This is a genomic window from uncultured Nevskia sp. (genome assembly GCF_903885465.1).
Lineage (GTDB): Bacteria > Pseudomonadota > Gammaproteobacteria > Nevskiales > Nevskiaceae > Nevskia.
Genome location: NZ_CAISIQ010000057.1, coordinates 1 through 6,366, shown reverse-complemented (window position 1 = coordinate 6,366; position 6,366 = coordinate 1). Strand labels below are relative to the sequence as shown.

5 protein-coding genes are annotated in these 6,366 nt (G+C 64.5%); 4 read left to right on the top strand and 1 reads right to left on the bottom strand.

What is annotated here, in order from left to right:
- On the bottom strand, nt 1–1,042 hold a 1,042-nt coding region (locus QZY06_RS02000; RefSeq protein ID WP_295679505.1), incomplete at its 3' end, for a substrate-binding domain-containing protein.
- Nucleotides 1,043–1,212: 170 nt separating this feature from the next.
- Between QZY06_RS02000 and QZY06_RS01995 the strand changes: the two genes are divergently transcribed.
- The 4 genes from QZY06_RS01995 to QZY06_RS01980 all read left to right on the top strand — a co-directional run.
- Nucleotides 1,213–2,874: an OFA family MFS transporter gene (locus QZY06_RS01995; RefSeq protein ID WP_295679503.1), complete on the top strand. Its 1,662-nt coding sequence runs from the start codon at nt 1,213–1,215 to the stop codon at nt 2,872–2,874.
- 16 nt (nt 2,875–2,890) lie between these two features.
- Complete coding sequence (locus QZY06_RS01990; protein WP_295679501.1) at nt 2,891–3,424, top strand: formate dehydrogenase subunit gamma; 534 nt, start codon at nt 2,891–2,893, stop codon at nt 3,422–3,424.
- Complete coding sequence (locus QZY06_RS01985) at nt 3,421–5,007, top strand: NADH-quinone oxidoreductase subunit NuoF (RefSeq protein WP_295679499.1); 1,587 nt, start codon at nt 3,421–3,423, stop codon at nt 5,005–5,007. The genes QZY06_RS01990 and QZY06_RS01985 overlap by 4 nt, the downstream gene beginning before the upstream one ends.
- A 15-nt stretch (nt 5,008–5,022) precedes the next feature.
- On the top strand, nt 5,023–6,366 hold a 1,344-nt coding region (locus QZY06_RS01980; protein ID WP_295679497.1), incomplete at its 3' end, for a 2Fe-2S iron-sulfur cluster-binding protein.

Genomic DNA, 6,366 nt, shown 5'->3' with positions numbered 1-6,366 from the left:
CCAGCACTTCACCGCAGTTCGCGGCGTTGTAGCCGGGTAAGGCGTTGACCAGGTTGCGGAAGTCCGGATTGCACAGGGTGTCGATCACGCTCAGCAGTGCCGGAGTCTTCAGCGCAGTTTTCGCGCACAGGAAGAAGTAGCGCTCACCGGCCAGCGGCACGAAGCCGAGATCGAAGCGCTTGGCCGCGGCCTCGACGCCGACACCCGCATCGGCCATGCCGCTGGCGACGTAAGCGGCAACTGCGGCATGGGTGAATTCGCCGCTTTCGTAACCGGTGATCCTGGCGCCGTCGATGCCAGCCTTTTCCAGCATCAGATCGAGCAGCATCCGGGTGCCGGACCCGGGCTGGCGATTGACGAAGCGGATTTCGGCGCGGGACAGATCGGCCAGCGACTGGATGCCTTTCGGATTGCCCGGCGCCACGATCAGGCCCTGGCGTCGCGTTGCCAGCATGATCAGCCGGTGGGTCTGCGGTTTCAGCCAGGCGGCGTACTGCTGCAGCGCCGGTGCTTCGAATTCGCCGAGCGGCACGTGAAAGCCGGCCAGATCGCAGGCGCCGCTCTTGAACGCGCCGAGCGCTTCGAAGCTGGAACGGTATTTCAGGTCGATCGGAATCCGGCTGCGCACGAACCAGTCGCGCAGGGTTTCCACTGCGAAGCCGTGGCTGGCCTGCACGCGGAGGATGGCGCCGGTGTCGCTGAGCGCGCGTTCCAGCTCCACTTCCAGCTCCGATGCCAGGCTGTCGAGCAAAGGTGCCAAGCGCGCATTGATGCGCTTGTCGGCCCAGACCAGCTTCTCCGCCAGCGGCGTCAGCACCGCACCGCGGCCGCGCTGCATCGCCACCAGCGGTGCGCCGAAGGTGCGGGTGCCGTCCTGCAAAAGGCCCCAAGCGTAGCGATAGGAAAGCCCGGCCTGGATGCAGGCTTCGGCCAGGGTGCCGGTTTCCCGGACTCGGGCCAGAAGCTCGACCAGACGCGGCAGCGACTGCTTGCCATCAGCCTGTTCGAGCTGCCAATGCGGCTTGATCGAAACTTTGAACATCGGAATGCCTTGGAGGTCGGTAAAGAGGAATGCGCTTTAGGCTTTACGATACATATTTTCATCGCTCTCCGGTACGACTACCGTGTCCTAACTGCAGGATTTTCAAGGCTGCAGATATGTTTCAAGGCACATAAACAGTAGTCGACTCAGGCTGCTGCAACGGAGGATGAATGTCGAGCATCGCGCCAACGGCAGGAACATCGAGCCTGCTCGATTTTCTGGCCAAGGAACGGACGATCGCCGGCCCGGGATTCAACCGCTGGCTGGTGCCGCCGGCTGCGCTCGCGATCCACCTCTGCATCGGCATGGCCTACGGCTTCAGCGTGTTCTGGTTGCCGCTGTCGAAAGCCGTCGGTGTCAGTGCACCGCTCGCCTGCCCCGCGGGCACCAGCTTCTTCGCCGAGCTATTCGTCAGCAATTGCGACTGGAAGATTTCCACGCTCGGCTGGATGTACACGCTGTTCTTCGTCTTTCTCGGCTCCAGTGCTGCGATCTGGGGCGGCTGGCTGGAACGCGCCGGCCCGCGCAAGGCCGGGCTGGTGTCGATGGCCTGCTGGTGCGGCGGCATGCTGCTGTCGGCGCTCGGCATTCACCTGCATCAGTTCTGGCTGATGCTGCTCGGCTCCGGCGTGATCGGCGGCATCGGCCTCGGCCTTGGCTACATCTCGCCGGTGTCGACGCTGATCAAGTGGTTCCCGGATCGCCGCGGCATGGCCACCGGCATGGCGATCATGGGCTTCGGCGGCGGCGCGATGATCGGCTCGCCTCTCGCCCAGCTGCTGATGACGAAGTACGCCACGGCAAGCTCGATCGGCGTCGCTGAAACCTTCGTGACCATGGCGCTGATCTACGCCGTGTTCATGACCGCGGGCGCACTGGGCTATCGCGTTCCCGCCGCCGGCTGGAAGCCTGCGGGCTGGACACCGCCGGCGACGAACACCGCCAACGCGATGATCAGCTCGAAGCACGTGCATCTGCACAATGCCCACAAGACGCCACAGTTCTGGCTGATCTGGGCGGTGCTGTGCCTGAACGTCACTGCCGGGATCGGCGTCATCGGCATGGCCTCGCCGATGCTGCAGGAAGTGTTCGGCGGACAACTGATCGGCATCGAGGCTGCGATCGGCTCGCTCGATGCCAGCCAGGCTGCACAGATCGCCGCGATCGCTGCCGGCTTCACCGGCCTGCTCAGCCTGTTCAACATCGCCGGCCGCTTCTTCTGGGCATCGATGTCCGACAAGCTGGGCCGCAAGATCACCTACGCGATCTTCTTCCTGCTCGGCACCGCGCTCTACGCATCGGTGCCCAGCGCCGGACACGCTGGCAGCGTGGCGCTGTTCGTCGGCGCGCTGTGCATCATCCTGTCGATGTACGGCGGTGGCTTTGCGACCGTGCCCGCCTATCTCGCCGACATGTTCGGCACCCAGTTCGTCGGCGCCATCCATGGCCGGCTGCTGACTGCCTGGTCGATCGCCGGCATCTTTGGCCCGGTGATCGTCAACTACCTGCGCGAATACCAACTCGCCCAGGGTGTCGCGAAAGCGCAGGTCTACGACACCACGATGCTGATCCTTGCCGGGCTGCTGGTCGTGGGCTTCGCCTGCAATCTGCTGATTCGCCCCGTCGAGCCGAAATGGCAGATGAACGAGGCCGAACTGGCCGAAGCCAAGAGGCTGGCACACGAGATCGCCCCTGCTGGCGCGCCGATCAGTTCCGTTCAAACCGCCAATGGCTTCAGCGTCATGGTGCTGCTCGCCTGGCTCGCCGTCGGCATTCCACTGGCTTGGGGCGTGTCGCAGACCGTCGCCAAGGCCGCAATCCTGTTCAAGTAAAGACCGAATCCGAAACATGGCCCCCAACCTGTCGAGTTCCACCTTCGAGCGCCGCAGTCCGCCGATCAAGCTCGCCGAGCTGTCATCGCTGTCGGCCGCCGATAGCGCAGCGATCAATGCCGTGCTCGCCAGGTTGAAGAACCTGCCGGGTGCCTTGCTGCCGATCCTGCACGGCGTGCAGGACGCGCTCGGCTACGTGCCGAAGGATGCGGTGCCGGTCATTGCCAAGTCGCTGAACCTGTCGCGTGCCGAAGTGCATGGCGTGATCAGCTTCTATCACTGGTACCGCACCGAGAAGCCGGGCGAACACGTGCTGCATCTGTGTCGCGCCGAAGCCTGTCAGGCGGTTGGCGGCCGAGCACTGGAAGCGCATGTGAAAACCACGCTCGGCATCGATTTCCACGAGACCACGGCCGATGGCCGCTACACGCTGGAACCGGCCTACTGCCTCGGCAATTGCGCCGTCGGCCCCAGCCTGATGATCGATGGCGCGCTGAAAGGCCGCGTGACGGCGGACCGCTTCGATCGCCTGACCGGAGTGACGGCATGAGCGCCCTGAAGGAGGCCGTGACCATCTACGTGCCGCGCGATTCGACAGCGATCTCGCTGGGCGCTGATGAAGTGGCTGCCGCGATCACTGCCGAAGCCGCGCGCATCGGCCTGGACATCAAGCTGATCCGCAACAGCTCGCGCGGCATGTTCTGGCTGGAGCCGCTGGTCGAGGTCGCCACCGACGCCGGCCGCATCGGCTACGGCCCGGTGCAGCCGGAAGACGTTGCTTCGCTGTTCGCAGCCGGGCTGACTCACGGTGCTCGTCATCCGCTGAGCCTCGATCTGGTCGAAGAGATTCCATACATCAAGAATCAGGAGCGCCTGACCTTTGCGCGCGCCGGCATCACCGATCCAGTCAGCCTCGCCGATTACCGCGCTCACGACGGTTACAACGGCCTGACGAACGCGCTGGCGATGGAGCCAGCCGCGATCATCGCAGCGGTGACCGACTCGGGCTTGCGCGGCCGCGGTGGCGCTGCGTTCCCGGCCGGCATCAAATGGAAGACTGTGGCGGGTGCCGAAGGCGCGCAGAAGTACATCGTCTGCAATGGCGACGAAGGCGATTCCGGCACCTTCGCCGATCGCATGGTCTGCGAAGGCGATCCCTTCGTGCTGATCGAAGGCATGACCATCGCCGGTGTGGCCGTCGGTGCCACGCGCGGCTACATCTATCTGCGCTGCGAATACCCGTACGGCGAGCGGGCGCTAAACGAAGCGATCAAGGCCGCGTACGCTGCCAACTGGCTGGGCGCCAACATCCAGGGTTCCGGCAAGCACTTCGATCTGGAAGTGCGGATGGGCGCCGGCGCCTATATCTGCGGCGAGGAAACCTCGCTGCTGGAATCGCTGGAAGGCAAGCGCGGCATGGTCCGCTTCAAGCCGCCGCTGCCGGCGATCAAGGGCCTGTTCGGTTGCCCGACGGTGATCAACAACGTCATCACCCTGGCCTCGGTGCCGATCATCCTCGACAAGGGTGCAGAGCACTACAAGAACTTCGGCGTCGGCCGCTCGCGCGGCACGCTTCCGGTGCAGCTCGCCGGCAACATCAAGCATGGCGGGCTGGTCGAAAAAGCTTTCGGCGTGTCCTTGCGCGATCTGCTTTACACCTTCGGCGGCGGCGCACTCAGCGGCCGGCCAATCCGCACCGTGCAGGTCGGCGGCCCGCTCGGCGCCTACATCCCGGATTCGCAGTTCGATCTGCCGCTCGACTACGAGGCCTACGCCAAGGTCAACAACATGGTCGGCCACGGCGGCATCACGGTGTTCGACGACACCGTCGACATGGCCGAGCAGGCGCGCTTCTCGATGGAGTTCTGCGCCACCGAATCCTGCGGTAAGTGCACACCCTGCCGCATCGGCTCGACGCGCGGCATGGAAGTGATCGATCGGCTGGTGGCCGGCGATCAACCGGTGAAGCAGGAAGCGCTGCTCCGCGATCTCTGCGACACGATGCTCGCCGGAAGCTTGTGCGCACTGGGCGGCATGGCGCCGTTCCCGGTGCTCAGCGCCTTGAATCATTTCCCCGAAGATTTCCAGAAATCATCCCAGCAGCAAACGCCGCGCGTTCGCGTCGCGTCCTGATAGAGGTACGCAGCCATGTTCTCGATCATCGACAAGGATCTCGGTACTCCCGCCCCGCGTCCACCGCGCAATGTCGGTCAGAAGACCGCGATTGCCGAAGTCGCGGCCAAGCAGGTCACGCTCAACATCGACGGCCGTGAAGTCACGGTGCCGGAAGGCACTTCGGTGATGCGCGCCGCCGCGCTTGCCGACATCAACATCCCCAAGCTCTGCGCCACCGACACGCTGGAAGCCTTCGGCTCCTGCCGTCTGTGCCTGGTGCAGATCGAAGGCATGCGCGGCTATCCGGCGTCGTGCACGACCCTGGTCGCCGACGGCATGAAGGTAGTCACCCAGAACGACAAGCTCGCCAAGCTGCGCCTCGGCGTGATGGAGCTGTACATCTCCGATCACCCGCTGGACTGCCTGACCTGCCCCGCCAATGGCCACTGCGAACTGCAGGACATGGCGGGCGCCGTGGGCCTGCGCGAAGTGCGCTACGGCTATGACGGCGAGAACCATGTCCATGCGAAGCGCGACGGCAAGCTCAACGATCGCTTCATGCCGAAGGACGAGAGCAATCCTTACTTCACCTTCGATCCCAGCAAGTGCATCGTCTGCTCGCGCTGCGTGCGCGCCTGCGACGAGCAGCAGGGCACCCTGGCGCTGACCATCTCCGGCCGCGGCTTCGAGTCGATGGTCAGCCCGAGCCAGAGCGACAGCTTCATGGAATCGGAATGCGTGTCCTGCGGCGCCTGCGTGGCCGCCTGCCCGACCGCGACCCTGAGCGAGAAATCGCTGATCGCCAAGGGCCAGGCCGAGCACAGCGTGATCACCACCTGCGCCTACTGCGGCGTCGGCTGCTCGTTCCGCGCCGAGATGAAGGGCGAGGACATCGTCCGCATGGTGCCGAACAAGGACGGCCACGCGAATCACGGTCACTCCTGCGTCAAGGGCCGCTTCGCGATCGGCTATGCGACGCACACCGATCGGATCACCAAGCCGATGATCCGCGCGAAGATTTCCGATCCCTGGCGCGAAGTGTCCTGGGATGAAGCGATCGGCCACGCGGCTTCTGAGTTCAAGCGCATTCAGGCGAAGTACGGCAGGGATTCGGTCGGCGCGATCACCTCGAGCCGCTGCACCAATGAAGAGGTGTACGTGGTCCAGAAAATGGTCCGCGCCGCATTCGGCAACAACAACGTCGACACCTGCGCCCGCGTCTGCCACTCGCCGACCGGCTATGGCCTGAAGCAGACGATCGGTGAATCGGCCGGCACCCAGACCTTCGATTCGGTGATGCAGAGCGACATCATCGTTGTCATCGGCGCCAACCCGACCGATGGCCATCCGGTGTTCGCGTCGCAGATGAAGCGTCGT